The 24,418-nt window shown below is 32.3% G+C and carries 26 protein-coding genes; 25 read left to right on the top strand and 1 reads right to left on the bottom strand.

Annotated features, from left to right (window positions below; all coding sequences use genetic code 11):
* Positions 1-164 precede the first annotated feature (164 nt).
* The 11 genes from HGPG_RS06050 to HGPG_RS06000 all read left to right on the top strand — a co-directional run bounded on the left by HGPG_RS06050 (position 165) and on the right by HGPG_RS06000 (position 13,327).
* Complete coding sequence (locus HGPG_RS06050; RefSeq protein WP_019125162.1) at positions 165-1,136, top strand: helix-turn-helix domain-containing protein; 972 nt, start codon at positions 165-167, stop codon at positions 1,134-1,136.
* A 141-nt stretch (positions 1,137-1,277) separates the two neighbouring features.
* Complete coding sequence (locus HGPG_RS06045; RefSeq protein WP_001060382.1) at positions 1,278-1,880, top strand: MptD family putative ECF transporter S component; 603 nt, start codon at positions 1,278-1,280, stop codon at positions 1,878-1,880.
* 17 nt (positions 1,881-1,897) lie between these two features.
* The gene (locus HGPG_RS06040) at positions 1,898-2,572 is read left to right on the top strand and encodes an energy-coupling factor transporter transmembrane component T family protein (protein WP_000687642.1); all 675 of its coding nucleotides are present in this window, start codon (positions 1,898-1,900) and stop codon (positions 2,570-2,572) included.
* Positions 2,560-4,068, top strand: a complete 1,509-nt coding sequence (locus tag HGPG_RS06035; RefSeq protein WP_036731713.1) for an ABC transporter ATP-binding protein — start codon at positions 2,560-2,562, stop codon at positions 4,066-4,068. Before HGPG_RS06040 ends, HGPG_RS06035 begins: the two co-directional genes overlap by 13 nt.
* 15 nt (positions 4,069-4,083) lie before the next feature.
* Positions 4,084-5,796: an ABC transporter ATP-binding protein gene (locus HGPG_RS06030; protein WP_007891092.1), complete on the top strand. Its 1,713-nt coding sequence runs from the start codon at positions 4,084-4,086 to the stop codon at positions 5,794-5,796.
* Positions 5,797-7,542, top strand: coding sequence for an ABC transporter ATP-binding protein (locus HGPG_RS06025; RefSeq protein WP_019125160.1), 1,746 nt, complete (start codon positions 5,797-5,799; stop codon positions 7,540-7,542).
* 21 nt (positions 7,543-7,563) lie between these two features.
* Positions 7,564-8,928: an MATE family efflux transporter gene (locus HGPG_RS06020; protein ID WP_019125159.1), complete on the top strand. Its 1,365-nt coding sequence runs from the start codon at positions 7,564-7,566 to the stop codon at positions 8,926-8,928.
* A gap of 609 nt (positions 8,929-9,537) precedes the next feature.
* Positions 9,538-9,747: an SHOCT domain-containing protein gene (locus tag HGPG_RS06015; protein ID WP_019125158.1), complete on the top strand. Its 210-nt coding sequence runs from the start codon at positions 9,538-9,540 to the stop codon at positions 9,745-9,747.
* Between the two features lie 59 nt (positions 9,748-9,806).
* Positions 9,807-11,369 carry a recombinase family protein gene (locus HGPG_RS06010; RefSeq protein WP_019125157.1) on the top strand — a complete coding sequence of 521 codons (1,563 nt, stop codon included), beginning with the start codon at positions 9,807-9,809 and terminating at the stop codon, positions 11,367-11,369.
* On the top strand, positions 11,362-11,778 hold the full coding sequence (locus HGPG_RS06005) for a recombinase family protein (protein WP_019125156.1): 417 nt from the start codon (positions 11,362-11,364) through the stop codon (positions 11,776-11,778). Before HGPG_RS06010 ends, HGPG_RS06005 begins: the two co-directional genes overlap by 8 nt.
* The gene (locus tag HGPG_RS06000; RefSeq protein WP_019125155.1) at positions 11,771-13,327 is read left to right on the top strand and encodes a recombinase family protein; all 1,557 of its coding nucleotides are present in this window, start codon (positions 11,771-11,773) and stop codon (positions 13,325-13,327) included. The genes HGPG_RS06005 and HGPG_RS06000 overlap by 8 nt, the downstream gene beginning before the upstream one ends.
* A 168-nt stretch (positions 13,328-13,495) precedes the next feature.
* On the opposite strand, the gene HGPG_RS05995 is transcribed toward HGPG_RS06000, so the two are convergent.
* Positions 13,496-14,440: an Abi family protein gene (locus HGPG_RS05995; protein WP_019125154.1), complete on the bottom strand. Its 945-nt coding sequence runs from the start codon at positions 14,438-14,440 to the stop codon at positions 13,496-13,498.
* Between the two features lie 509 nt (positions 14,441-14,949).
* Between HGPG_RS05995 and HGPG_RS05990 the strand changes: the two genes are divergently transcribed.
* The 14 genes from HGPG_RS05990 (at position 14,950) to HGPG_RS10510 (ending at position 24,402) form a co-directional block, all read left to right on the top strand.
* A complete protein-coding gene (locus HGPG_RS05990; RefSeq protein ID WP_019125153.1) occupies positions 14,950-15,321 on the top strand; it encodes a helix-turn-helix domain-containing protein in 372 nt (123 codons plus the stop codon).
* Between the two features lie 2 nt (positions 15,322-15,323).
* Positions 15,324-16,109, top strand: coding sequence for an ImmA/IrrE family metallo-endopeptidase (locus tag HGPG_RS05985; RefSeq protein ID WP_019125152.1), 786 nt, complete (start codon positions 15,324-15,326; stop codon positions 16,107-16,109).
* Between the two features lie 72 nt (positions 16,110-16,181).
* A complete protein-coding gene (locus tag HGPG_RS10360; protein ID WP_002834910.1) occupies positions 16,182-16,346 on the top strand; it encodes a hypothetical protein in 165 nt (54 codons plus the stop codon).
* A gap of 335 nt (positions 16,347-16,681) precedes the next feature.
* On the top strand, positions 16,682-17,200 hold the full coding sequence (locus HGPG_RS05980; RefSeq protein WP_019125151.1) for a sigma-70 family RNA polymerase sigma factor: 519 nt from the start codon (positions 16,682-16,684) through the stop codon (positions 17,198-17,200).
* 194 nt (positions 17,201-17,394) lie between these two features.
* Positions 17,395-17,559 carry a hypothetical protein gene (locus HGPG_RS10355; protein ID WP_019125150.1) on the top strand — a complete coding sequence of 55 codons (165 nt, stop codon included), beginning with the start codon at positions 17,395-17,397 and terminating at the stop codon, positions 17,557-17,559.
* On the top strand, positions 17,501-17,800 hold the full coding sequence (locus HGPG_RS05975) for a hypothetical protein (protein WP_036731705.1): 300 nt from the start codon (positions 17,501-17,503) through the stop codon (positions 17,798-17,800). The genes HGPG_RS10355 and HGPG_RS05975 overlap by 59 nt, the downstream gene beginning before the upstream one ends.
* Complete coding sequence (locus HGPG_RS05970; protein ID WP_019125148.1) at positions 17,800-18,912, top strand: DUF2800 domain-containing protein; 1,113 nt, start codon at positions 17,800-17,802, stop codon at positions 18,910-18,912. The genes HGPG_RS05975 and HGPG_RS05970 overlap by 1 nt, the downstream gene beginning before the upstream one ends.
* A 1-nt stretch (position 18,913) precedes the next feature.
* A complete protein-coding gene (locus HGPG_RS05965; RefSeq protein ID WP_019125147.1) occupies positions 18,914-19,465 on the top strand; it encodes a DUF2815 family protein in 552 nt (183 codons plus the stop codon).
* 9 nt (positions 19,466-19,474) lie between these two features.
* Positions 19,475-19,675 (top strand): hypothetical protein, encoded by a 201-nt coding sequence (locus HGPG_RS05960; protein WP_002834902.1) that lies wholly within the window; start codon positions 19,475-19,477, stop codon positions 19,673-19,675.
* Positions 19,650-21,581, top strand: coding sequence for a DNA polymerase (locus HGPG_RS05955; protein WP_019125146.1), 1,932 nt, complete (start codon positions 19,650-19,652; stop codon positions 21,579-21,581). Before HGPG_RS05960 ends, HGPG_RS05955 begins: the two co-directional genes overlap by 26 nt.
* A gap of 13 nt (positions 21,582-21,594) precedes the next feature.
* Positions 21,595-21,795 carry a hypothetical protein gene (locus HGPG_RS05950; protein ID WP_009431911.1) on the top strand — a complete coding sequence of 67 codons (201 nt, stop codon included), beginning with the start codon at positions 21,595-21,597 and terminating at the stop codon, positions 21,793-21,795.
* Complete coding sequence (locus tag HGPG_RS05945; RefSeq protein WP_019125145.1) at positions 21,788-22,174, top strand: DUF7768 domain-containing protein; 387 nt, start codon at positions 21,788-21,790, stop codon at positions 22,172-22,174. The genes HGPG_RS05950 and HGPG_RS05945 overlap by 8 nt, the downstream gene beginning before the upstream one ends.
* Complete coding sequence (locus tag HGPG_RS05940; protein WP_245543892.1) at positions 22,175-23,788, top strand: DNA primase; 1,614 nt, start codon at positions 22,175-22,177, stop codon at positions 23,786-23,788.
* Entirely contained in the window at positions 23,788-24,402 is a 615-nt protein-coding gene (locus tag HGPG_RS10510) for a DNA primase family protein (RefSeq protein WP_245543899.1), read from the top strand. Before HGPG_RS05940 ends, HGPG_RS10510 begins: the two co-directional genes overlap by 1 nt.
* Positions 24,403-24,418 lie beyond the last annotated feature (16 nt).

Here is a 24,418-nt window from a genome sequence, read left to right as displayed (position 1 = left end):
TTATTTAATTATTACCATTATACCATAAAATTGAAATGTTTGTATCTAATAGAAAAGCTTAAAATATAGATGTACGATTAATATGCTATAGTGTATTTTTAGTATAAAATCTAATTTTTGGGTATAATTTAATTAATTATTATGATGCATTAGGAGGTAGAGTTTTGGAATTAAATCATGAAGATATTATAGAAAATGTACTTGAAGGATATATTTTTTCTGAAAAAAAGGTTACTGATGAATGTAAAATTTATACAATTGAAAATTCTACTGGCTGTGGTGAAATGCGTTGCTACAATTTATTTGAAGGTGTTCAATTATCTTATAATAACCTAAATATGGAGACAGCATATCAAAAAATAAATCCTAAAAGCGGGGTTTTAGAAATAGATCATTGTTTAGAGGGATGTTATGAGTTTAAACTTGAAAATAATGAACGCGCTCTGATAGGTAAAGGCGATCTAAGTGTAATCGAAATAGGCAAAGTTCCTTTTGAAGATTCGTGCATACCAACAAAAAAATATGTGGGACTTTCAATATTTATTGATATTGAAAAGGCACAAAATTCTATTGATAAATACTTTCCGTATGCAAAAATTGATTTGTTAGAAATAAAAGACCGTTTATGTAAAAATGGTGCAGCTTTAATTATTCATTCACGTCATGAGATAGACCATGTTATTAGTGAACTTTATAGAGTAGATTCTAGAATAAGACTTTCTTATTCAATTATAAAAACAATAGAGTTGTTATTATTTTTAAATTTAGTTGAAAGTTCAGATACATTTAAGTTAACGTCTTTTTCAGAACCAGTATATAAAGCAACTGTAGAATCATATAAGACGATTTTAAATAATCCTTTTGAAAGATATTCTATTTCTGATTTATCAAAAAAATATGCTATTTCAGAATCCAGTTTGAAGAGATGTTTTATATACATAACTGGAAGCTCAATAGGTAATTTTATTAGGGAAAATTGTTTAGAAGCCGCTGCTAAATTATTAATTCATAAACCCTTAATGTCGATAGGAGAGATTTCTGATTTGTCAGGATATTTGAATCCTAGTAAATTTTCTGAGTCATTCAAAAAACATTTTGGGCAAACTCCTCAAGAATATAGAAAAAAATCCATCTGACCTTTTTAGAGCAAATAAAGAGCTGTCAGGTTATAAAGAAAATATCCATCTTACTTTATAATAAAGTTGAGATGGATATTTTTTTGTAAATATTCTCTATACACATTCTATGTACATTTTATTAATTAACGGAGGTGTTTTATGAACAATAAAAAAATGACTACAAAAGATGTAGTAACAGTAGCTATTATGATTGCTTTATTTTATGCAATTTCTATTGTTATTGGAATGAGTATGGTTGCTGTTCCAGTTGTATATATTTATGGTACTGCTGGAATTGAAATGTTTATAGGAGCTATTTTCTACTTAGTAGCAGCTAACAGACTTAATAAACACGGGCTATTATTTATATGGATATTAATTTATGGTCTTATCACAGCAGCTATGGGTTATGTGTTTATGCTTCCATATTTTATTGGACTTGCTATTTTGTGTGAAATAGTAATGATAGGCAAAGATACTTATATAAATCCAATAAGAAATATGATTGGCTGGAGTGTTTATGGTGCTGGTATGTTCATGGGAATAGGAGTTCCATGTTGGATAGCTTGGGAATCTTATCAAAAGCAAGCTTTAGAGAGTGGGTTTGCAGATAAGACATTAACATTGCAATATAATTTGGTATCTTCACCAAAACTACTATTATTAGGTGTAACAATAACCGTTATATTATCTGCTTTAGGTGTTTTGTTTGCACAAAAAATTCTTAAAAAGCACTTTAAAAAGGCGGGTATTTTAGAGTAAATGGAGATATATGGGAAATGAAAATAGAAAAAATAAGTGGAATAACTTGTCTTTTTTTAACTATAATTTCCTGTATGGTGTCAATATTTACAAAAAGTTACTATATGCATGCTCTGTTTGTAGGATGGCTTTGTATGCTTTTAGCATATTTTGGTTTTATCAAGCAGAGCATTATTTATTTTATGATATATAGTTTTACTACATTTTGGTTATTAAAAATGATACCTAGTGGTGTAGTTATAATTTCTCCAATGCTTTTGGGAATGTTGTATAAATTCATAGTTCCAATCATGGCAGGATTTTTAACTTTTAAGATACCATCAGGAAAATTAATTTCAATATTTCACAAATTAATGTTGCCACGAAATTTTGTACTTATATTAACGGTAATTATTCGATTTGTACCAACAATTGCTGGGGAATTTAGAACAATAAAAGAAGCTATGAAAGTAAGGGGATTTACAGGTAACTTTTTTCATATTTTATCAAATCCTTTGAGGACTCTTGAATATGCTATAGTTCCTTTAATTTTTCGTTCTATAAAAGTAGGAGATGAATTATCAGCAGCAGCGATTGTTAGAGGAATTGAAAACCCAATAAAAAGGGATTCATATTATAGTAACAAGTTGTGTAAATTAGACATAATTATAATAACTGCAAGCTTTGTTTTATTTATATTATGTCTTATATGAGAGGTGCATCATTGAATAATAAACTGGAAATTAGAAAATTATCTTTTTCGTATAATAGCAATAAAGATGAACAGTTGAAAGATATAAATTTAGACATTAAAGATGGTGAATGTTGTGTAATTATAGGGGAGTCTGGATGTGGAAAGTCTACTTTAACAAGAACTATAAATGGCTTGATTCCAAATTTTTACGAAGGAAATTTAGATGGAGAAGTATTTGTTGACGGCAAATCTATTAGAAATTTAAAATCCTGGGAAATAGCAAAGTTAGTCGGTAATGTATTTCAAGATCCTAGAAGCCAATTTTTTGCCAATGAAGTTAATGGAGAAATTGCATTTGGACCGGAAAATTTGGGATATAAGCGTGATGAAATAATAAGAAGAGTAAATGAATCAAGTGAGAAAATGAATATTGATAAATTGCTAAATAATAGGATATACAATTTATCCTATGGAATTAGGCAAAAAGTAGCAATTTGTTCAGCAAGAGCCATTGAACCATCTATTTATGTATTTGATGAACCATCTGCAAATCTTGATTTGAAATCAATATATAAATTTTCAAAACTTGTAATGGACTTAAAAAATGAAGGAAAAACTATAGTAATTGTTGAGCATAGGTTATTTTATTTAAAAGGAATAGCTGATAGGTATTTATTGATACAAAATGGATCTTTAATAAATAGTTATAAAGCAGAAGAATTTGAAAAAATCAGTTCAAAAGACTTAAATGCATTGGGCTTACGCTCAATAAATCTTAATGATATTGTTGTAGATGACCACAAAGTTAAAGAAAAAGAAATTAGTAGTGACAATTCTTTTGATTTTGAGGTGAAAAATATTAGTAAAAAATATAAAAATAATTTCGTACTAAAAGATGTGTCACTTAAATTTGATAGCAATGAGACTATTGCTTTAGTAGGAATAAATGGAACAGGTAAAAGTACACTCGGTAAAATTTATTCTGGGATTCAAAATCAGACTGATGGAGAAATAAAGATAAATGGACTCAAAGCTAATAAAAAGATGAGGTTAAGCAAAGTGTGGTATATTCCTCAAGATTTAGACTCTCAATTATTTGGGGAAGATTTGATGGATGAATTATTAACTGGGTTAAAAAATAGAGAAGATTATATCACGAAAGCAGAGGAACTTTTAAAAAAAGTTGGATTATTTGATATAAGAGATAAGCATCCAGCGACTTTATCAGGTGGTCAAAAACAGAGATTGGTTCTATGCGTAGCTATGTTGAGAGAAACACCTTTTATTATATTGGATGAGCCGACATCAGGGCTTGATTTCAGGAGTATGGATAAGGTGGGGAGATTAATCAAAGAGGAACAAAAAAAAGGAACAAAATTTTTGATAATTTCTCATGATATTGAATTTATAGCAAAGACGTGTGATAGACTTGTAAAACTAGAGAATGGGATAATAACAGAAGATTTTTATATTGATAATATAGGACAGCTGTTAAGAGCTATGGAGGCTAAATAATTTAGGAGGTGCGTAATGGAAGTTTTAAAAAAGCATATAGGACAAATTTTATCATCAGTTATTATTGCTGTAATTGGTGTTTTTTGTAGTGTTGTACCATATTTTGCTTTAGCTAAGATTACTCAAAATATAGCAATTAGTAATACAGATTTAGAATTCTATATAAGACCAATTTTGCTTATTTTAGGTGGGTTAATAGGAAGTGTTATTTTTCATGAGATTTCAACTTTAATTTCTCACAATTTAGCATTTCGCATAATAGAGGATGAGAGGAAGAAACTTGTAAGAAAAATTAATAGATTATCAATGGGAGAGATTGAAAAACGATCTAGTGGAGAATGGACTCAGTTTATGGTAGAAACTTTGAATAAAATTGAGCAACCGATAGCTCATGTTATTCCTGAAGTAATAGCTAATCTTATCATTCCAATCGCTTTAGTAGTTATTATTTTTATAATGGATTGGAGGATTGGAATTGCAAATCTTATTACATTACCACTAGGGGTGTTATTTTCAATTCTAATGATGGGTGGATATGAAGAAAAATCACGAAATTATCAAGAAGCCGCAAAAAACATGAATACAACAGCTGTTGAATATATTAGAGGTATTCAAGTTATAAAGGCATTCAATAAATCTGCATCATCATATGGAAAATTTGTAGATGCTGTAAATAGTAATAGAGACAGTATGCTAAATTGGTATTTAAGTGTTTGTTTCTATATGACAGCAGCAATGGAAGTTTTACCATCAACTTTATTATTTGTTTTACCAACTTCTTTATACTTGTATATGAATGGAAGTATTGAAGTAGGCAATCTAATAATGTGTGTTTTATTATCTTATGCCTGCTACAAACCTTTGATTAAAGCTATGAGTCATATGGATACTATGGCGAATGTAAGAGTTGTAATAGATGAAATAAAAAATGTTATGGAGTTACCAGAGTTAGAACGAGGTAATGGAGAGGAAAAAATAAGATCATACGATATTAATTTTGAAAATGTATGTTTTGCCTATAATGATAAGAAAAAAGTTTTTGATAACTTATCCTTTAGTGCAAAAGAAAATAAACTTACAGCTATTGTTGGTTATTCTGGCGGTGGAAAATCCACTATTGCTAAGCTAATTGCGGGATATTGGAACATTAATAAAGGGAAAATATCCGTAGGAAATGTAAATCTTAAAGATGTTTCTCTTGAAAAGAACATGGAACTTGTAACCTATGTATCACAAGAAAATTATCTATTTAGAAAAAGTATTATAGATAATATGAGAATGGCAAATCAAAATGCTAGTATTGAAGAAATAAAAGACGCTTGTAAAAAAGCTTCTTGTCATGACTTTATTATGAGTCTTCCTAATGGATATGAAACCATAATTGGAGAATCTGGGAGCAACTTGTCTGGAGGAGAGAGACAAAGACTTACAATAGCAAGAGCTTTGCTTAAAGATAGCCCAATAGTTTTATTAGACGAAGCTACAGCATATTCTGATCCAGATAATGAAGCTGAAATTCAAAAATCTATAGATGCATTAGTTGAAAATAAAACGGTTATTATGATTGCTCATAGGCTTTCTACAATAATAGGAGCCGATAAGATCATAGTATTAAACAATGGGGAAATTGAAGCAGAAGGAACTCATAAAGAACTTCTTGGAAAAAGTGAAACATATGCAAAAATGTGGAAATCACACATAAGTTTATCAAACGATAGGGGTGAGTAAATGAAAGAATTAATTCACAAGTTATATTGGGTAGCTGGAAAAGAATCTTCCAAAATTAGCAAGATGTTTTTCTTTGAAGTATTAAAAAGTATATTTGAAGGAATATCCCTTGGAGCTACAATGTTGCTTTTACTTAAAATATTTCAAAATATATTTGAAGGAAGAAATATTACACAAGAAGACATCTATGTCGTATTTGCAATAGCTCTACTAAGTGTAGTAGGGAAAATATTATCTAGTTATATGGCTGATAGAAATAAATACATCGCAACTTACAATATGGGAGCAGAAAATAGGCTATATATAGGTGATCAGCTAAAAAAAGTGAATATGGGATATTTTAGCAGTAATCGCCTTGGAAACATTTCAGGCGGATTAACCACAGTTATAGGTGAACTTGAAACCGTAGGAGTTAATATAATAGAAACTTTATTTGTGGGAGTAATTCAAACTATAATAATGGCGATATTTATGATTCCGTTTGATATAGTTACAGGTTCTATAATTTTAGGAACTTTATTCTTAGGAATGTTATGCAATGTTATCTTTCAAAAGAAATCAGATGAGTTGACTAAAAAATTACAAGCGTTAAAAATAAATCTAAACGCATCTACTTTAGAGTATGTCAAAGGTATTAGCGTCATTAAGTCGTTTGGAAAAAGTGGTGAAATGACCAAAGAATTGGACAGAGAGATTTATAAAAATAGAAGAGGCTTTATAAATGTTGAAAAAACTGTAGCACCTGCTGCTTTGATATTTCTAATTATATTTAAATTAGGGATTTGTCTTATTATATTTTCAGCTATTTATAGATTTTGTATAGGAGAAATTGATCACTATAAAGCTGTAATGCTTGTAGTGTCTAGTTTTATTGTTTTTTCTGGTTTTGAAATGGCTGGAAGTATGCAAAACGTTAGAGGAATAGCTATACAAAACTTGGATTCAATTGCTAAACTTAGGAATTTACCAACAATTTCAGAAGGCACAAGAACAAGCTTTGAAAAAGGAGATATAAATCTAAAGGACGTTGACTTCTCATATGACGAACAGAACTTATTTAACCGTTTAAATTTAGATATTCCAAAAGGTAAGACTACAGCAATTGTAGGTGGTTCTGGAAGTGGAAAAACAACACTTTGTAATTTGATAGCTAGATTTTGGGATGTAGATTCTGGAGAAATATTGATTGATGATATTAACATAAAAGATTTTAGGTATGACAATCTGTTATCTAATTTCACTTTTGTTTTTCAAGACGTCTATTTATTTGATGACACTATAAAAAACAACATTAAGTTCGGAAATCCAGAAGCTAGTGATGAGGAAGTTATTAATGTTGCTAAGCAAGCACAGTGTCATGAATTTATTATGAAGTTGTCAGATGGTTATGACACAGTTTTACAAGAGGGTGGTTCAAATTTATCTGGAGGAGAGCGTCAGAGAATATCTATAGCAAGAGCTATGCTAAAACCAAGCAGAATTGTTATTCTTGACGAAGCTACTTCAAGTGTAGATCCAGAAAATGAACAACAACTTATAACTGCTTTAAACAATTTGTTAAAAGATAAAACTGTAATTGTGATTGCACATAAACTTGAAACTATTAAAAATGCTGATCAAATTGTTGTTATGGATAAAGGAAATATTGAAAGTATTGGTAAACATAAAGAGCTTATGGAAAAATCACACATATACAAGAGTTTTATTGAGAAAAGAGAAAAAGCTACTGGTTGGAAAATTGAATAAAATTTAATAGAGGATGATTTTATGAAACAAGATATGAAAGAACAATTATTAACAAAAAGACCCATAGATTTACTTTTTCAATTATCTGTCCCTGCTGTAATAGGAATGATAGTAATAGGTCTTTATCCACTAATGGATGGAATTTTTGCAGGAAATATTATAGGACAAACAGCAATGACAGCTTGTGGTGTAGCTATGCCACTTACCTTTTTTAATAGTGGAGTATCTACACTCATAGGTGTAGGTTCAGCATCAGTTTTATCAAGAGCTATAGGAAAGGGTGACCAAAAAACAGTTGATAAAATTATGGGGAATTTAATCTTTTGGGTTATCCTATTCTCATCAATTATTACAATAGGCGGAATTTTACTTGCACCACATTTTTTAGATATGGTTGGAGCAAGTGGAGAAATTAAAGAATATGGTATCAGATATTTACGAGTAATTTTCATTGGTTCTCTATTTGTAAACTTTACTCAATCAGCAAACATGGTTATGCGTGGAGAAGGATTAATGAAAAAAGCAATGCTCATTATGGGGCTAGGGGCTTTTTTAAACATAATTCTTGATCCAATTCTAATGAAATTAATGGGAAGATACGCAATAGAAGGGGCTGCACTTGCAACTATTACAGCACAATTTGTTCAAGCGATAATAACACTCCATTACTTCAAATATAAAAGTAAAGCAGTAAAAATAAATAAAATCAAACCTGATCAGGAAATAAAAAAAGAAATGTTTGGCGTAGGGTCATCTGCTATGATGATGCAAATTTTATTTATGATTCAACAAACAATGCTATATAAAATGTCATTTAAATATGGCGGAGATACAAATGCTATCTTGATGGCAGCAACACTTAGAATATATGCCTTTTCATTCATTCCACTTTGGGGAATGAGTCAAGGTTTACAACCTGTAGTTGGTACAAATTTTGGAGCGAAAAAATACGACAGAGTAAAAGAAGCTATGAAAGTATTTTCTATCGGAGGATTAGTTCTTGCATCAATATTTTGGATACCAGCATTAGCATTTTCAAAGAATATTCTGTCTTTATTTGGAGTAGAAGAAAGTATTATAACTCAGGGAATAGGAAACTTTAGACTATTTTATTCTATCTTTATCCTATATGGAGTAATGGTAATGACTATAACATTCTTCCAATCAATAGGAAACGCTAAAAAAGCCGGCATAATAGTAATGCTAAGACAGTTATTTTTATTCGTACCTGCCATGATTATTTTACCAATGATATTTGGAGTTAAAGCAGTATGGTTTGCAGAACCACTTGTAGATTTAATTATGATAATAGCTGGTGTAGTAATGATGTCTGGGGAATTAAATAGGATGGATAAAATTAGTTTGAAAAATTCAAGTAATGAATAATAAGTGGGTTTATTTAAAAGAATGGAGGAAAATATGCAAGTAATGATAATTAAAGTAAATTTACCTTTTTTCTTTGGTTTATTCTGTTTATAAGCTAGATAACTCAGTTAAAAAATTAAATATAATTCTTATCAGAAAGAGTTTCTTTCATTTTAGAGGACTAACCATGCCCAAGAGCAGGAGTCCTCTTTTTTTGTTCCTTGAACTTACAAGCATACATGAAGACTGAAAAACAGAAAACCTTATAGTAAAAGAATACTCATCTGATATTGGTAGATAAAAATCAATATTTTACATACCTTTTAACACTTTTAAAAAGGGATGTGCAAAATCACAAAAATTCATTCTAAAAATAAAGCATTAAATTGTATCCAAATAGAGAAAGTTTGAGACCCTCCTTAAAGAACAGAATCATTACATAAAAATCAAATATTATATTTGACCTATTGGTATTCGTACAGGAATACTGATAGGTCTTTTTTCATCTAAATTTTTTAATTATTTAATTTTTACTCAAAACTACTCCATTTGTCCTAAGGAATATAGAGGAAAGAAAATTAAGGTTAAAAATAGCCTTAATTTCTTTGCCTGTGATATAGGAGGTGGAGTATGAGAGTAGAAAAGTTTGAAGGTAGACAAGAAATTATAAAGACTGAATATTTGGAAAGAGATTTAAAGGCAGAGCTTAATTTCTATCTATCGGATAAATTCATCCAAGACCTATTTCTTTTAGATGAAATTAGCCTTGAAGAATATAGGAAAATTAGGAGAGAAAACATTAAAAAATTAAGACCTATTCTTTCAGAATTATTGCTATAAGACTTGATATATACTCATTTGTACGGGAATATAGCACTATGAGAAAGAGAGGTGAGACGATGAAAAAGATAACAAAAATAGGAGCAAATCAAAAAGAAGAATCTATATTAAGAGTTGCTGCCTATGCAAGAGTATCTACAGACGAGGAAGCTCAGCTTGTGAGTCTTAAAACGCAGAAAGCACACTACGAAAAGATGATATCTGAAAATGCATCATATACTTTTGCAGGTCTATACTTTGACGAAGGCATTACTGGAACAAAGAAAGAATGCAGGGATGGACTTCTAAAAATGCTAAAAGATTGTGAGAATGGAAAGATAGATTTTATCCTAACTAAATCCATCTCAAGGCTTGCAAGAAACACAACAGATTGTCTGGAAATCGTAAGAAGACTCCTTGATTTAAACATTGGTATCTATTTTGAAAAAGAAAACATTGATACAAGAACTATGGAAAGTGAGTTGATGCTATCCATACTTTCATCCCTTGCAGAAAGTGAATCCAGGTCTATTTCAGAAAATAACAAATGGTCCATAAAGAAAAGATTTCAAAATGGAACTTTTATTATATCAAGCCCACCCTATGGCTATGAGAATATAGACGGAAAGATGGTAGTGAATGAAGAAGAAGGAAAAATCATAAAAGAAATATTTGAACAGTATCTTTCAGGTAAGGGAACGCACAAAATAGCAGAAGACTTAAATAAAAGAAAGATTAAAGGACAAAAAGGAGCAAAATGGCATGGGTCGACTATAAACGGAATCTTAAAAAATGAAAAATATATAGGCGATGTCATCTACCAAAAAACTTATACAGATGAAAATTATAAGAGACACAAGAATAAGGGAGAAGAAGACCAGTATAAGATAATAGACAACCATGAAGCCATAGTAAGTAGAGAGGACTTTCAGAAAGTTCAAGGCCTAATAAAGATAAGGGCTATAGCAAAAGAAAATGGGAAAAACACCAAAAGATATCAAAATAGATATAGCCTATCGGGGAAAATAAAGTGTGGCGAGTGTGGTTCAAGCTTTAAAAGAAGACATCACTATAATGGCAAAGAAAAATATATAGCTTGGACTTGCAGTGAACACCTAATAGATATCAACAAGTGCTCCATGAAGTTTATAAAAGACAAGGACATAAAAGTGGCTTTTATAACTTTAGTAAACAAGCTAGTCTTTGGAAAAGATAGAATTCTAATGCCACTCTTAGAATCTTTAAAGAGAGTGGACAGCAAGAAAGAAGTTGCGAAGATAAATAAAACAGAAGAAAGCTTAGAAAAACTAAGGGAAAGAAAAGAGGTTCTAAACAAACTTATAACTTCGGGAGTTTTAGATGCAAGTATTTACGCAAAAGAAAGCAGTGAAATTTCAAGTGAAGAAAGTCATCTACTCAGGGAAAAGGAAAGAATTAAAAAAGCCATCCTTGGAAATGATGAAGAAATAAGAGAACTTGAAAAATTAATAGAAATCTTAGGAAAAAGTGAAATGATAGATCACTTTGAAGATGACTTGTTTGAAGTAATCATTGCACACATACAGGTTGTCAATAGAGAGACTCTTGATTTTCATTTAAAGTGTGGACTTGTATTAAGAGAGGAAGTGAAAGAAGATGTCTAGACTATGCTATGGCTATACCATAAGAGACGGAAGATTAGAAATTGAAGAAAAAGAAGCAGAGAATATAAGAAAAATCTTTAAAAATTATCTTGCTGGAAATGCCCTTATAAAGTGTGCAGACCTTGCAGGCTTAAAGAAAAACAGTTCCAGTGTAAAAAGAATCCTAACCAATAAAAAGTATTTAGGAAATGATATCTATCCCAAGATAATAGATAGAGAAAGCTTTGAAAAGGCAGGTCAAATGTTAAAAGAAAGGGCAGTGGCCATGGGACGAGTTTGGGAAAAGGAAGAAGAGATTATTAAAGTTCCATGCAAGTTTAGGTATAAAGAGGAAGGAATTCTACCACTAGATCCTTTTGAACGAGCAAGCCACCAGTACAATTTAATCGAGGTGATAGATGATGAGTAGCAAGGTTATAGTTATACCAGCGAAGAAGAAAAAAGGAAATTCCATCAAGGAATCAGAAAAGAAGAAACTAAGGGTGGCAGCTTATGCAAGGGTATCAACGGACAGCGATGAACAGGCAACTTCTTATGACACTCAAATAGACCATTACACAAACTATATTAAGAAAAATCCAGATTGGGAATTTGCGGGAGTTTTTTCTGATGAAGGAATCAGTGGAACTTATACCAAGAAAAGAGCTGGCTTTAATAAAATGATTGAAGAAGCCATGGAAGGAAACATAGACTACATCATTACAAAGTCCATATCGAGGTTTGCTAGAAATACACTAGACTGCTTAAAGTATATTAGAAAACTAAAAGAGAATAACATCCCAGTTTACTTTGAAAAAGAAAACATCAACACTATGGATGCCAAGGGAGAAGTCCTCCTTACCATTATGGCATCTCTTGCTCAACAGGAAAGTCAGTCCTTATCTCAAAACGTAAAGTTAGGCTTTCAATATAGATTTCAACAAGGGCAAGTCCAAGTAAATCATAATAGGTTTTTAGGCTATACAAAAGACGAAGAGGGAAAACTTGTCATCGTTCCTGAAGAAGCAAAAATAGTAAAAAGGATCTACAGAGAATACTTGGAAGGAGCAAGCCTAAGAGATATAAAGGTGGGACTTGAAAAAGATAAGATAGTAAATGGAGCAGGAAATAAGAAGTGGCATGTATCAAACCTCAATCAAATATTAACTAATGAGAAATATATGGGGGATGCCCTCTTACAAAAAACATACACTGTAGATTTCCTGAATAAGAAGAGAGTAAAGAATGATGGAATAGCACCTCAATATTATGTAGAAAATAGCCATGAAGCCATTATACCTAAAGAAATCTTCATGCGAGTCCAAGAAGAAATTGATAGACGAGCTAATATGGTAAGTGGTAAAGGGAAAAGAAGAATTTATTCGAGTAAATATGCCCTTTCAAGTATTGTCTATTGTTCTAAATGCGGAGATATTTACAGGCGAATAGCATGGAATAACAGAGGAAAAAAATACACTGTTTGGAGGTGTTGTACAAGAGTAACCCATGGACCAGATGCCTGCCATGCAAGAACAATAAAAGAAGAAGACCTACAAGAGGCAGTTGTAGAAGCCATCAATCAACTTATATCTGAAAGCAGTGAATTAAAAGAAACAATAAAAGAGAATATTGAAAAAGCCATCACAGGTAATGGAAGTAGTGGAATAGAAGAAATAGACAAAGAAATGCTGGCGGTTCAAGAAGAGCTTTTAAAAGTAGCTAATGCCAAGAAAGACTACACAGACTTTGCAGACAGGGTGGAAGAGTTAAGAAATGAAAAAGATAAGATACTACTAGATATGGCAGAAGAGAAGAATGAACAAAGCAGACTAATGGAATTAGAAGAGTTTCTAGACAATCAAGAATTAGAAATAGAAAGCTATGATGAAGAATTGGTAAGGAAATTAGTAGACAAGATAGTTGTTTATGAAGAGAAACTGAAAGTAATATTTAAATCTGGACTTGAAGTTGAAATATAAAATAAAGCTAACAGTACCCGACACGCCTCTTAGTATAAAGAGGACCAAGTCGGGTCTTTTGATTTTAAAATCGTTTAAACTTATAGTCTCAATATATTTGGTGTAATACTACAATGACCGATTGAAAATAATCGTAATTAAATAAAAAATAAGTAGCTAGGTTAATAACTACTTATTAGAAAATCCTGAAATTTCAAATATATCATCAATTGAGATGCTAGTAAATTTGCCCTCATATTTATTTTTGATGGAGCTAATTGATGAGATTAAAGACTGGTATTCTTTTTCGGGAATAACTAGTTTAAGGACCAGTATTAAATCATGTAAATTTTTGCCAGTATAATTTTCATTGAAAAACTTTTCAAAAATAGCAGTTTGACCAGCTTTATTCAATGAGAATGAATACATGACTTCATCATGGGCACAAACATTTCTGAAAAAATTACAGATTTTAATTATATCTATAAGTTCAGTCTTACTAATTTTTTCTTTAGACTGGTAACTTTCTTTATATCTCTCACCAAAATCTTTAGCAATTTTATTTTGAAGAGATTCACCTAGGGAATTATAAAAATAAGATATATTTCCTAAAGTAAGGAAATTTACAAGAACCCAAAGAGGGATGTGGTCATGCTTTTTTATATAATGCTTAATAGGTTTCTTGCCATTTGAATTTTTATTTTCTCTACTTATGGCATTGGATAATGTCCCTATATTTTTCAAAACATAATTTAGCTGATGCTTTGATGCAGAATAATTTTCAATTTGTAAGTAAGGATACAGTCCATCTCTGTATAAGTCTGAAAAATGATAAGCACAGGATGTTTTTAGAAGTTTCTCAAAACGGAGCAGAGAAGAAAAAACCACTTCTTTTAATTCACGATCCATTTCATGAAGAGCATAAATTTCTTCAAAACTACTACCAGCTTTATATACATCTTCTACCCCATTAGAATATGTATTATTTAAAAATGGAGTTTTATAGCCATTGATAAGGTTATAATAATTAACTTGTGATAAAATAATCTTAGCATATTCTGGATTATTAATGTCTAAACCTCTATTTGAGAGTATTTCAATTTGTTCATCATAAGTTTTGAACGGTTTACTCATATGCACACCTCATAAAAAAACGCCCCGCCACGTATGGCAAGGGCTTGTTCCTTACTTATATTATAGCAGAAAGTTCTATTAATTCAAGGTCTTACAGAAATAAAATTGGTAAGCATGGAAACTATAAAGATATCTAGAAAGGTTTATAATTAATTAGTGGACATATTTCCGCATACGAGGCTTTTGAGAAATTTCAAATTTTATCAATACTGACCACTCAAGCCACGTTGAGACTGTAGTATTGATGTCAAGAAAATAAGATAACAAGCTATAAAACTGTTGAAATCAATGGCTTTTAGGATTTTAAAAGAAATCTTAAAAGCCATTTTTCTATTTGAAAAATACCTTGTGGGAACATATCAATAGTAAAAATCGTAGGGGTGTGTAGACAGGATAGATATTTATAGGGAGAGTGGACAGAATAGATATTAGGACTTGACACATCAATTAATAAGTTGTAAAATATAAACAAGTTAGCAGATTAGCTAATAATGTAATAGGAGGTAATCATGAACAATCACGAACTGACTTTTGGGGATTTTATTTCTCAGAAGAGAAAGGATTTAAGAATCACCTTAAAGGATATGGCGGACAGGCTTAATATTTCCTCGCCGTATCTAAGCGATGTAGAGAAAGGAAAAAGAGATTCTTTTGACTTAGAGAGGTTGAACCAAATTTCTAAAATATTAAACTTGGATGAAGAAGAATCATCCATTATGATGGATTTAGCTGGAAAGCAAAGAAATACGGTGGCACCTGATTTGCCAGAGTATATTTTAAAGACTAAAGGCTTAAGCGTAGCTTTGAGAAAGGCTAGAGACTTAGATGTTAAAGAAGAAGAGTGGATAAAATTCATTGAAGAAATTGAAAAAGAGAGGTAGGCATGTATCAATATAACTTCAGCAAATCAAGTACAGGTGCTCCATTTATCACTTTAGATCAAATTGAATCACTGACCGAGCAAATTCTCAATAAATATTGTCCTTCTGCAATTGAAAATTTTGAAGCAGTAGATATTGAAGGACTGGCAGAATTTGATTTAGGGTTTAGTGTTGAATATGCCTACTTATCTCATAACGGATGCTATGCAGGGATGATGGTCTTTAATGATGACCAAGTAATACGAACAATGAAAAGCCTAATGCCAAATGTTGAAACTGGACAATGGGAACTAGAATATCTTACAGATAGAGCCAATACTATTCTAATAGATAAACAATTAGACAATCCAAGAGATAAAGGGTTTAGAAGGTTTACCCTAGCTCATGAATGTGGACATGGAGTAATCCATCCGTGTGTATTCTATAGAGATCCAAACCAACTATCTTTTTTTAATGAAGAAGAAAAGCCTGCTTCGCTAGCTTGTCGAACTGGCGATGTTAATAAGAAGAAAACTAAACGCTGGGGATTTATGGATACAATAGAATGGCAGGCAAACACATTTGCTTCTTGTCTTTTGATGAATAAAAAAGCGATTATAAAGTATTTATACTATCTAGGTTATGATAAGCATATTAAGGATGAGACTTATCTATTTGATTTCATCATGAAAGTATCAGAGCAATTCCAAGTATCAAAAACAGCAGCATTAGTTCGATTAAAAGTATTAGGCTATGCACCTAATGACTTTGAATTAACAAAAGAACTATATAACGAATTTAGTTTTTAAAATATAGCTTAGCTATATTTTTTTAAGAAAGAAATTAGCAAAAAAGCTAACGAGGAAAGATAAGGAGGTATTATGGAACAAATGGCATGTCCAGTCTGTAAAAAGAGATTTTTTGATGTATCAAGAATTCCTTTAGAAAAAATAGAGATAGCAGCAAAATGTCCACACTGTGGGAAAATCTCAACACTGGAAATATCAAACAAAAATAAGAAAAAACCATACCGAGCAAAGAAGTAAATGTAACTATCAAATAGCCGGATGAGTATTCAAAAGGAAACTCATCTGGCTATTTTTATATTAAGGAGGTGATCCTATAGAAATAAGAAACAAAGAAGGAAAAAGAGTCTGTGATATTAGTGAAGACAAGAAAAAGCTAACTATCAGGCGAGGTAAAAGCACAACCATAGCCTATGTAGTTAAAGGCGAAATTAAAATTTTAAATAAGTAAAAGATATCCGCAAGAACGCTAGACGGCAGTCGGAAAACCAAACCATGGTTTTCTATTGCCGTCTTTTTTTTGTTTTTACGGATGGCCTTCTTGCGGATCTAGAGATTTTGCAAGGAGGCAAAAGATGGCAAAGAAAAGATATTTAGAAATAGATGGAAAAGAAATCGAAGTTAGTGAAGAAGTCTACAAAGAATATATGAAACCAATCTGGAGAGAAAAAAAGAGAATCCAAAGAGCTTATAAGAATTTAGAAGAACTACAAGATAAAGACAGAATTAAAACAGTGGCTGAGAAAAATGGAAACTATGTCCAAGCAGGAAGCTTAGAAACAGGCTTTGTCGAAACAAAAGAATATGGTCTTCCCTTATCCCTTGATGTTGCTGAAGAGGAATACGACTTTGAAGTAACTAGCGTTAAAAATACTGAGGAAATAGTAACGTACAAACTTCTAGAAGAAGCATTCTTAGAAGTCATTAGTGAATTTTCTGAAAGAGATAAAAAAGTTCTAAAACTACTCTTTCTCTACGAAATGAAAGAAAGAGAAGTCGCAGAAGTAGTAGGAATATCCCAAAAAACAGTTAATAACATCAAAAATAAGCATTTACCAAAGATTCAAGAGAAATTGAGACCTTGGAAAAAATAATTACTCAAAAACTTACTAGATGTCCTAAGGAATATGAGGGAAGAAGTCTTACTCAAATATAAACAGGATGTACTAAGAAGTATGAGGATATACAACTTACTCAAAATGAAGGCAAATGTCCTAAGGAGTATGAGAGGAGAAATCTTACTCAAAAATTTAATGAATGTCCCAAGGAGTATGAAAGGAGGAACAAAGTGGACTTAGTAAAAAACGAACAGATGGCAGAAAGTTTAATAGCTATCTCAATTGTTGCCAAGAAGATAGCTATGGAATTAATGCAACCAGAGAAAGGAGAAAAAAGTGTCAAGAATAAAGCTACTAATGGAAATCAAAGAAGATGCAGAGAATCTTGCATCTAGTATAGGCATCCTTCTCACAGCACTAGAAAGTGATGAGGAAGTTCCTAAAGAGGGAGAGGAAGTAAAACAAAACGAAAAGACCTATGAGATTGAAGATGTTAGAAAGATACTAGCCGACAAATCAAGATTAGGACATACAGCAAAGATAAGAGAACTCTTAGAAAAGTATGGAGCTAAAAAGTTATCTGAGATTGAACCAAGTAACTATAAAGACTTGGTAGCAGATGTGGAGAAGTTGTAATGGGCGCTCACGCAATATTGTCCGCCTCAAGTAGTTCACGCTGGATTCACTGTCCACCAAGCGTTAGGCTCTCTCAAAAATATGAAGATGAAGTTAGTCCTTATGCACTTGAAGGCACCTCAGCTCATGCCTTAGCAGAATATAAACTAAAGAATTTATTAGGCATAGATGTAAAAGATCCTACTGATGATTTGGATTTTTATGATGAAGAAATGGATGAGCTAACTGAGGGATATGCTTCATATGTGACAGAAGTAGTAAGTAGATACGAAAGTCCAGCCGTCTTTGTAGAAGAAAGACTTGACCTATCAGAATATGTTAAAGAATCATTTGGAACAGCTGACTGTGTAGTTGTTGGAGGAAAAGACCTTCATGTAATTGACCTAAAGTATGGTCAGGGAGTTTTAGTAGATGCTAAAGATAATTCACAACTCATGTTATACGGACTTGGTGCATTGACTCTCCTTGATGGAATTTATGATATCGAGAAAGTAATTCTTCATATCTATCAACCAAGAAGGTGTAACATCTCATCTTATGAAATCAATAAGATAGAACTTTATAAGTGGGGAGAATCTGTAAGAGAGATAGCGGAGAAAGCATATAGAGGCGAGGGGGAATTCTCTTGTGGAGAATGGTGCATATTCTGTAAAGCAAAGAACAGATGCAGGAAAAGAGCAGAAGAGAATCTGAAACTAGCACAAGATGAATTTACTCTACCACCAGAACTATCTGACGATGAAATTGAAGAGATTCTACCAAAACTAGACGAACTGGAACAATGGGTCAAAGATATCAAGGCTTACGCTTTAGAAAGAGCAATGAAGGGTCATAGATGGAAGGATCTAAAACTTGTCGAAGGTAGGTCTAATAGGAAATACCGAGATGAAGATGAAGTTGTAAAAAAAGTAAAAGAACTGGGATTCAATCCCTTTGAAGAAAAGTTACTTGGCATCACAGCTATGACTAAGTTACTAGGTAAGAAAGTCTTTGATGAAAATATCACCGACTTATTAGAAAAACCAAAAGGAAAGTTAACCTTAGTAAGCATTAGAGATAAACGAGAAGAAGTAAAAATTGACAATGTTAAAGAAGAATTTGGAGGTAAATAATATGTCAAATATGAATAAAACAAAAGTAATTACAGGTGAAGTTAGATTATCTTATGCAAATGTCTGGGAACCAAAGTCAATCAATGGTGGTAAAGAAAGATACTCAGTATCTGTCATTATCCCAAAGAGCGACCAAAAGACAATCGAGAAAATTGAAAAAGCAGTAGATGCTGCTATTGATGAAGGACTTTCTAAATTCAATGGGAAAAAACCTAATAAGAAAGCTATCAAACTACCATTAAGAGATGGCGATACAGAAAAAGATGATGAAGCATATGCTGATGCATATTTCTTAAATGCCAACTCTATGACAGCACCTCAAATTGTAGATAGAAACGTAGAACCAATTCTTGATAGAAGTGAAGTCTACTCAGGGGTTTATGCAAGGGTATCCCTTAACTTCTATGCCTACAATGTAAATGGCAATAAGGGCGTGGCCGTGGGTCTCGGAAATATTCAAAAGCTAAGAGATGGTCAACCTCTAGGAAATAGGTCTAATGCAGCAGATGACTTCGATGCTATGGACGATGATGACGAAGATTTCTTAGCATAGGAGGTAGAAATGGACTATTTAATTACAGCGATAGTTTTAGCTATTTGGTCCTTTTTATGGTATAAGCTTGGATTTTTACAAGCTCAGTTAAAAGAACTAGATAGAGATATCAGAAAAATAGAAAAACAAATAAAAGAAGATAGAAAAAATAATTTAGCAGAATTAACAAAGCTTAGTGATAGCTATGAAGAGATTGTCCATAGATCTTGAGACCTATTCTTCAGTTGATTTAGGCAAAAGTGGTGTATATAAATATGCCGAGAGTGAGGATTTTGAAATCCTCCTCTTTGCCTATTCTATTGATGATGGAGAAGTTAAGGTTATAGATTTAGCAAATGGAGAGATTATTCCTGAAGAAATATTATCAGCACTTAGCGATAAAAGTATAGAAAAGTGGGCCTTTAACGCAAACTTTGAAAGAGTGTGTCTATCTAGGTTTTTAGGTAAGAAACTAAAACCTCAAGGTTGGTATTGCACCATGATTTGGTCAGCCTATCTTGGCCTACCTCTATCGCTTGAGAAAGTAGGAGAGGTTTTAAAACTCGATAAGCAAAAGATGAATGAGGGAAAGGCTCTTATAAGATATTTTTCTATTCCTTGTAAACCGACTAAGACAAATGGTATGAGAACAAGAAATTTACCACACCACGATTTAGAAAAGTGGTCTACCTTTAAGAAATATAACCAAAGAGATGTGGAAACAGAAATGGCTATTAAGAAAAAATTATCAACATTTCCTATGCCTCAATCAGAATGGGAAAACTACTGGATAGACCAAAACATCAATGACAGAGGAATCTTAATTGATGAATCTTTAGTTGATTCAGCTATTAAATTTGATGAGATATTACGAGATGAAAACATGGATAGAGCCATAGAATTAACTGGTCTTGAAAATCCAAATTCTCCCTTACAGCTAAAAGAATGGCTAAATAAAAAAGGCTTAGAGATAGACTCCTTAGCTAAAAAAGATGTAAAGTCTGCTCTTAAAAATACTGAGGGAGATATAAAAGAAGTATTGGAACTTAGACAAGAATTATCTAAGTCTTCAGTTAGGAAATATGATGCTATGAAAAATGTAATAGGAAAAGACAATCGAGCAAGGGGTCTGATCCAATTTTATGGAGCAAATAGAACTGGAAGGTATTCAGGCAGGCTTATTCAAGTTCAAAACTTAAGGAGAAACAATCTAAAAGATTTAGAACTAGCTAGAAGTCTTGTAAAAAATAGAGATTATGAAACGATGGAAATTCTCTATGAATCTCCTTCTGATATTTTATCCCAATTAATAAGGACAGCCTTTATAGCAAAAGAAGGCACCAGGTTTATTATTTCTGACTTTTCAGCAATAGAGGCCCGTGTCCTTGCTTGGCTTGCAGGAGAAAAATGGGTACTGGACGCTTTTGAAAATGGAGAAGATATCTATTGCAGAACAGCATCAAGGATGTTTGGAGTGCCAGTTGAAAAGCATGGAGTAAATGGACATCTCAGACAAAAAGGAAAGATTGCCACTCTAGCCTGTGGTTATCAAGGGGCATTAGGTGCTCTAAAAGCAATGGGTGGAATTGAGATGGGTTTATCTGAAGATGAACTTCAATCAATAGTCGATTCTTGGCGAGAGGCAAATCCTAACATCGTAAGCTTGTGGTGGGACATAGATTCAGTCGTAAAAAGAGTTGTAAAGACTAGAAGTAAAGAAGAATACAAGAACCTAGTTATTAGCTATGAAAAAGGCATTCTTTTTATAGAACTTCCTTCAAAAAGAAGACTTGCTTATCCAAAAGCAAAAATCGGGATGAATCGATTTGGTGGAGAATCAGTAGTCTATGAAGGAGTCGTAGTAGGAAACAAGTGGGACAAGATTGAATCCTATGGTGGAAAATTTGTAGAGAATATAGTTCAAGCAATAGCCAGAGATATTTTAGCAGAGGCTATGATGAGACTTGAGAAAAAAGGTTTTAATATTGTCATGCATATCCATGATGAAGTTGTAATAGAAAGTGATTCATCTAGTGTCGAGGAAATAAATGAAATCATGTCCATAGTTCCTTGTTGGGCGACAGGACTTATTCTTGATGCAGATGGATTTGAAAGCGAATTTTATAAAAAAGATTAATGGAGGTTTATTCATGTTTTATGTTAAAGAAAAAATAAATGATGTCATGGAAGTAAGCATTGAAATAAATGATGAGAATGTATTTTGCACCTGTCCAAAGTGCGGAAAAGAAGTTCGAGTCGATTTGGTTGAAGTATTGGAAGAGGGAGATTTAGTTTCTACCCAAGTTTGCTGTAATACTTGTAGTGAAACAATGAGGGATATTTATGAATAAGGAACTATACAACGGGAGTGGGTGCAAGGATCCCACTCCTTATCAAGCAATTAAAAATGCAGAGAAGAGATACTATCCCTTGGTATATATCTGCAGTCCATTTTCTGGAGATGTAGAAAATAATGTAATTAAGGCAAGAACTTATTCTCGCTATGCCTTGGATAGAGGAAATATTCCCATAGCACCACATCTTTTATTTCCTCAGTTTATGAGTGATGAAAGTGAGAGAAGACTTGCCATGCATTTTAATTATGTCCTTCTTGGAAAATGTGAAGAAGTATGGGTCTTTGGTGACCATATAAGCCAAGGAATGGCTGAAGAAATAAGAGTCGCTGAAAAGAGAAAAATGAAGATTCGTTATATAAAGGAGGTAGCCTAATTGAAAATATACACCTCAAATTTAATAGGAGTGGAGTCAAACTGTATTTATCCAAATGAGGTTAATGCAGTAGATGTTAGGTCTTTTGAGAAAGCTGTGAGTTTTGATCATGTAATGGCTAAGTATAAAAATTCCTACAGGTCCAATGATAATTTTATAGAGTCAGAATGTGTTCCCATGGATATAGACAACGACCATTCAGAAAATCCAGATGATTGGATTTCAACTAACGATTTAAAGAGAATATTTGATGGAGTTAAATTTGTCATAGTTTACAGTAGAAACCATAGAAAAGAAAAAAATGGGCAAGCTGCAAGACCAAGAATGCATATATATTTTCCAATTCCTAAGATTACAAATTTAGCTGAATATGTAGGAATCAAAGAAAGGTTGGCGGAGACTTATACTTTCTTTGATGGAAATGCCTTAGATGGGGCGAGATTTTTCTTTGGAGTTAAGAATCCTGCTGTTGAAATAGTTAGGGGAAGGAAATATGTAACTGATATTTTAAAAGATGACTTTGAGGATTTTGATAACTCTCAAGACTTGATTCAGCAAGGCTCTAGAAATTCAACTATGAACCATTTTGCAGGTAGGGTTCTCATTCGATATGGAAATACAGGTGAGGCGAGAGAATTATTTGATAAAAAAGCTAGTCTTTGCTCACCACCACTTCCAGATGATGAACTGGAACAAATATGGAGGTCTGCTTGTAAATTCTATAAAAAGATAGCTGCAAGTGAAGATTATGTTCCACCTGAAGAATATACTGAAGGCATAAATTTAAGACCTTCTGAATTTTCAGACATAGGTCAAGCAGAAGTTTTTGTAAGAGAATACCAAGATAGAATTCGCTTTTCTCCTTCTACAGGTTTTCTTGTTTACAACGACTCTTACTGGGAGGAATCTGAACTAAAGGCACAAGGATGTTCTCAAGAATTGGTTCTGAAGCAACTAGAAGAAATAGACAATGAACTTTTGAAAATGGATGAAGACATTAAGAAATCAGGAATTAGGGATATTATGTCTTCTATGAGTGAGAAAAAGGCAATGGAGGTTTTTGATAAAAATCAAAAATCTATTTATTATAAATTAACTTTGCTTGAGGCATATAAGAAATATGCTGTAAAACGAGGAGACACCAGAGCCATCCATGCAACTTTAAAAGAATCAAAACCAATGCTTGAAATAGACCAAAGAGAACTTGATGTGGATGAGTTTTTGTTAAACACTCCGTCATTTACAGTAGATTTGAAAACTGGAGAGTGTAGAGAGCATAAGGCAGATGACTATATAACCAAAGAAACCTCTGTAGATCCAAGTAATGAAAATATGGATATATGGCTTGATGCCTTAGATACATTTTTTGTAAAAGATAAAGAACTTATAGAATATGTGCAGAAAGTAGCAGGAATTTCTCTAATCGGAAAGGTCTATATTGAGGCTCTCATTATAGCTTATGGTGATGGAAGAAATGGAAAGTCCACATTTTGGAATACTATCTCAAGAGTCCTTAATCTATATAGTGGGTCAATCTCGGCAGATATTCTTACAGTTAATTCTAAGAGAAATGCCAAGCCAGAACTTGCTGAAACAAGAGTAAAAGGCTTTTAATTGCATCTGAACTTCAAGAAGGATTAAGGTTAAATACTTCAAATGTTAAACAGCTTTGTTCTACAGATGAGATTGTAGCAGAGAAAAAATATCGAGATCCATTCAAGTTCATACCTTCTCATACCCTTGTCCTATATACTAACCACCTACCAAAGGTGGGTGCCTTAGATGAAGGAACCTGGAGAAGACTCATTGTAATTCCATTTGAGGCAAAGATAGAGGGCAGTAGTGATATTAAAAACTACACTGATTATTTAGTAGATAAGGCTGGGGGAGCAGTTCTCAAGTGGTTAATCGAGGGTGCTAAAAAAGCCATTGATGAAGATTTTAAATTCAGCCTACCTAAAAAAGTGGCTGATGCCATAAATGAATATAAGGAATCGAATAACTGGTTCAAGCACTTCTTAAATGAGTGCTGTGAGATTGATTCATCATTTGAAGAGAAGTCTGGAGAAGTCTATCAAGAATATAGAGCCTATTGTTTAAGAACTGGAGACTATGTAAGATCTACAACTGATTTTTATTCTGCTCTTTCATCCAATGGATTTATGAGGAGAAAAACTAATCAAGGAATTGTGATAAGTGGACTTAAACTAAAGTCAGACTTTGTGTAAAAATACAAGAAGTGCA

It is taken from the genome of Peptoniphilus grossensis ph5 (assembly GCF_000311825.1).
In the GTDB taxonomy this organism is placed as follows: domain Bacteria; phylum Bacillota; class Clostridia; order Tissierellales; family Peptoniphilaceae; genus Peptoniphilus_A; species Peptoniphilus_A hominis.
Note: the sequence above shows the minus strand (reverse complement) of the source record. Positions and strands in the feature narration are given on the sequence as shown.

Excerpts from the sequence above, each read along its gene's own strand:
- HGPG_RS06045 (WP_001060382.1), top strand. The coding sequence starts at position 1,278 with ATGAACAATAAAAAAATGACTACAAAAGATGTAGTAACAGTAGCTATT.
- HGPG_RS05995 (WP_019125154.1), bottom strand. The coding sequence starts at position 14,440 with ATGAGTAAACCGTTCAAAACTTATGATGAACAAATTGAAATACTCTCA.
- HGPG_RS05965 (WP_019125147.1), top strand. The coding sequence starts at position 18,914 with ATGTCAAATATGAATAAAACAAAAGTAATTACAGGTGAAGTTAGATTA.
- HGPG_RS05960 (WP_002834902.1), top strand. The coding sequence starts at position 19,475 with ATGGACTATTTAATTACAGCGATAGTTTTAGCTATTTGGTCCTTTTTA.
- HGPG_RS05990 (WP_019125153.1), top strand. The coding sequence starts at position 14,950 with ATGAACAATCACGAACTGACTTTTGGGGATTTTATTTCTCAGAAGAGA.
- HGPG_RS05955 (WP_019125146.1), top strand. The coding sequence starts at position 19,650 with ATGAAGAGATTGTCCATAGATCTTGAGACCTATTCTTCAGTTGATTTA.
- HGPG_RS06020 (WP_019125159.1), top strand. The coding sequence starts at position 7,564 with ATGAAACAAGATATGAAAGAACAATTATTAACAAAAAGACCCATAGAT.
- HGPG_RS06035 (WP_036731713.1), top strand. The coding sequence starts at position 2,560 with ATGTCTTATATGAGAGGTGCATCATTGAATAATAAACTGGAAATTAGA.
- HGPG_RS05970 (WP_019125148.1), top strand. The coding sequence starts at position 17,800 with ATGGGCGCTCACGCAATATTGTCCGCCTCAAGTAGTTCACGCTGGATT.
- HGPG_RS06040 (WP_000687642.1), top strand. The coding sequence starts at position 1,898 with ATGAAAATAGAAAAAATAAGTGGAATAACTTGTCTTTTTTTAACTATA.
- HGPG_RS05985 (WP_019125152.1), top strand. The coding sequence starts at position 15,324 with ATGTATCAATATAACTTCAGCAAATCAAGTACAGGTGCTCCATTTATC.
- HGPG_RS05950 (WP_009431911.1), top strand. The coding sequence starts at position 21,595 with ATGTTTTATGTTAAAGAAAAAATAAATGATGTCATGGAAGTAAGCATT.
- HGPG_RS06000 (WP_019125155.1), top strand. The coding sequence starts at position 11,771 with ATGAGTAGCAAGGTTATAGTTATACCAGCGAAGAAGAAAAAAGGAAAT.
- HGPG_RS06015 (WP_019125158.1), top strand. The coding sequence starts at position 9,538 with ATGAGAGTAGAAAAGTTTGAAGGTAGACAAGAAATTATAAAGACTGAA.
- HGPG_RS06005 (WP_019125156.1), top strand. The coding sequence starts at position 11,362 with ATGTCTAGACTATGCTATGGCTATACCATAAGAGACGGAAGATTAGAA.
- HGPG_RS06010 (WP_019125157.1), top strand. The coding sequence starts at position 9,807 with ATGAAAAAGATAACAAAAATAGGAGCAAATCAAAAAGAAGAATCTATA.
- HGPG_RS06025 (WP_019125160.1), top strand. The coding sequence starts at position 5,797 with ATGAAAGAATTAATTCACAAGTTATATTGGGTAGCTGGAAAAGAATCT.
- HGPG_RS05980 (WP_019125151.1), top strand. The coding sequence starts at position 16,682 with ATGGCAAAGAAAAGATATTTAGAAATAGATGGAAAAGAAATCGAAGTT.
- HGPG_RS06030 (WP_007891092.1), top strand. The coding sequence starts at position 4,084 with ATGGAAGTTTTAAAAAAGCATATAGGACAAATTTTATCATCAGTTATT.
- HGPG_RS10360 (WP_002834910.1), top strand. The coding sequence starts at position 16,182 with ATGGAACAAATGGCATGTCCAGTCTGTAAAAAGAGATTTTTTGATGTA.
- HGPG_RS05945 (WP_019125145.1), top strand. The coding sequence starts at position 21,788 with ATGAATAAGGAACTATACAACGGGAGTGGGTGCAAGGATCCCACTCCT.